Origin of the sequence: Streptomyces sp. NPDC058985, from assembly GCF_042740985.1 — a bacterium.
Classification (GTDB): Bacteria; Actinomycetota; Actinomycetes; order Streptomycetales; family Streptomycetaceae; genus Streptomyces.
In genome coordinates this window covers 1-2497 of the sequence record NZ_JBHYJX010000102.1, presented here as the reverse complement: position 1 = coordinate 2497, position 2497 = coordinate 1, and the positions used below count along the sequence as shown (strand labels likewise).

Here is a 2497-nt window from a genome sequence, read left to right as displayed (position 1 = left end):
TGCGGATGCGCCAGGACCGCGGCCTGGACCTCGCCCGGCTCGATCCGGAACCCACGGATCTTCACCTGCTCATCCGCACGCCCCGCGAACACCAACTGCCCCTCACCGGTCCACCGGGCCAGGTCACCGGTCCGGTACATCCGCACCCCCGGCTCAAACGGACACGCCACGAACCGTTCCCCGGTCAGCCCCGCACGCCCCACATACCCCCGCGCAACACCCGCACCCGCCACATACAGCTCGCCCACTACACCAACCGGCACTGGCCGCAGCCCACCGTCCAGCACATACACCCGCACATTCGCCACCGGCCCGCCGATCACAGGCCCAGCAAGGCCTGCGACCCGGGCCATCGCCACATCGACCGTGCACTCGGTCGGTCCGTAGAGGTTGTAGGCCTCGGTCCCGTTCGCTGATCGCAACCGGTCCCAGAGGGCCTCCGACACGGCCTCGCCACCCACCAGGATGCGCTGCGGCTGCCATTCCCGGCCGTTCAGCAACCCCTGTTCCACCAGCAGCTGCAAGTGAGCGGGCGACACATTCACATGGTCGATGCGGCTCTCGGCCAGCCACCGCAGAAACAGTCCGGCGTCGAGTGTCGTCTTCTCGTTGATGACATGCAGCTGATGGCCGACGAACAGGCACGACAGTTGGTCCCATGACGCGTCGAAGGACGCCGACGACGTGAACGCGATCCGCAACTGCCGAGTCCCAGCCCCGACATCCGTCCCAGCCTCGGCCAAGGGTGAGAACAGCGTGCTGCGGTTCCTCTCGCAAAGGTGTACGAGGCTCTGGTGAGTGACCACGACCCCCTTCGGTGCCCCTGTCGACCCCGACGTGTAAATCACATACGCCGCGTGCGACGGCAGCACAGCCGCCCCAGCACTGACCCGAGCTCCGCTCTCAGACCCGGACAAGCCCGCCAGTTCCTGGTCCACCGCCGGCGAATCCACGACCACAGCAGGCATCTCTCGGGGCATCGCCGATTCGAGAGAAGCTGTCGTCACCGTGCACACCGCGCCAGCGTCCGCCAGTACGAAGGCGATCCGGTCCTTCGGCAGCTCCGGGTCCACGGGCAGATAGGCCCCGCCTGCCTTCAGCACACCCAACAGGGCCACTACCAGCTCCGGCGAACGCGGCAGGCACACCGTGACCACGGTCTCCGGCCCCACGCCCCAGCTGTTCAGCAACCGCGCGAGACGATTCGCCCGGGCGTCCAGCTCTTCGTAAGTCACCTCGACGCCAGCAGTGACAAGGGCCACGGCATCGGGCGTGCGCGCCACCTGGGCATCGAACAGCTCAGGAAGCGTTGCGGCCTCGACGTGGGCCGACGTGTCGTTCCAGTCGGCCAGGACACGACGCTGCTCCGTGTCGTCCAAAACGTCCACAGTGCTCAGCGGACGGTCCGGCCCTCCTTCGAGTGCCCCCTCCAGTGCCGCCAGCAAATTCTCCACCGCAGTATGCATCAGCACGCTCACGGCAGCCGGATCGACCGGTGCGACCGCGTTCACAGCGAGCCCGAGATCATCTCCGTCGTCATCGACGGACACCGTCAGGGGATAGTTGGTGTGGTCCTGCCCGTAGATGGTGCTGATTCCCTCAAGGTCCCCGTCAATGCCTCCGTCGCGGTTGTCCCCCGCGTCCCGGCCCATGCCTCGGCCGCTGCTGTGCCGGTAGTTGAAAAGGGAGGTGAAGAGCGGCGTCTCAGCAGGAACGCCGCTGGCCTGCTGTGCCAGGGCCAGCGGCGCGTGCTCGTGCTCCAGCAGCTCCGCCAGCTGGGTCCGCATCCCCGCGACAGCGGCCAGCACACCGACCTCGTGCACCCGGACCCTCACAGGCAGGGTGTTCATGAAGGGGCCGGCTGCCCGGTCACCACCTGCGCCAGCGTTCATCCGGCCGAACAGCACCGTGCCGAACACCACGTCCTCACGGCCACTGACCGCCGCCAGCACCCGTGCCCACGCCACATGCAGCACGGTCGCCACACTGGTACCCAACCGCCGCGCCACCACACGGGTCCGACCCGCCACTTCGGCCCCCAGGCCGATGCGTACTTCGACCGAGTCTGCTCCATCGCCCCTCACGTTCACCAAGCCGTACGGCGCGGTCGGCTCGCTCACATCGCCCAGGAGACCTGCGAAGAAACGTTCATATGACGACCGGTCGAGGCCTTGCCGTGCCTGGGCCACGAAGTCACGGAAGGGCAGCGGCTCGCCCAGCTCATCGCCCCGGCCCGTCAGAAACGCCCGTATCTCTGCCAGCATCAGGGTCAGTGCGGTGTGGTCCCGCACCATGTGGTGCACCCGCACCAGCCCCAGCCACGTGTCGCCTGTCGGCGCCTGGGCCACGTGCATGTCGATCAACGGCGCCCGGCCCAGATCCATCGACAGACCGCCGATGGACAGCAACTGCTCCACCGCCTCCGGCCCGTCCGGATCCAGGACCACCTCGGTCACCGGGAGCTCCGCCCGGCGCCACACCACCTGCACCGGCTCAC

General features: G+C 67.9%; 1 protein-coding gene. It reads right to left on the bottom strand.

Going from position 1 to position 2497, the window contains the following annotated elements:
- The coding region (locus ACFW01_RS38335; RefSeq protein WP_384511477.1) for an amino acid adenylation domain-containing protein at positions 1 to 2456 on the bottom strand (2456 nt) is incomplete at its 3' end.
- Between the last annotated feature and the right edge of the window lie 41 nt (positions 2457 to 2497).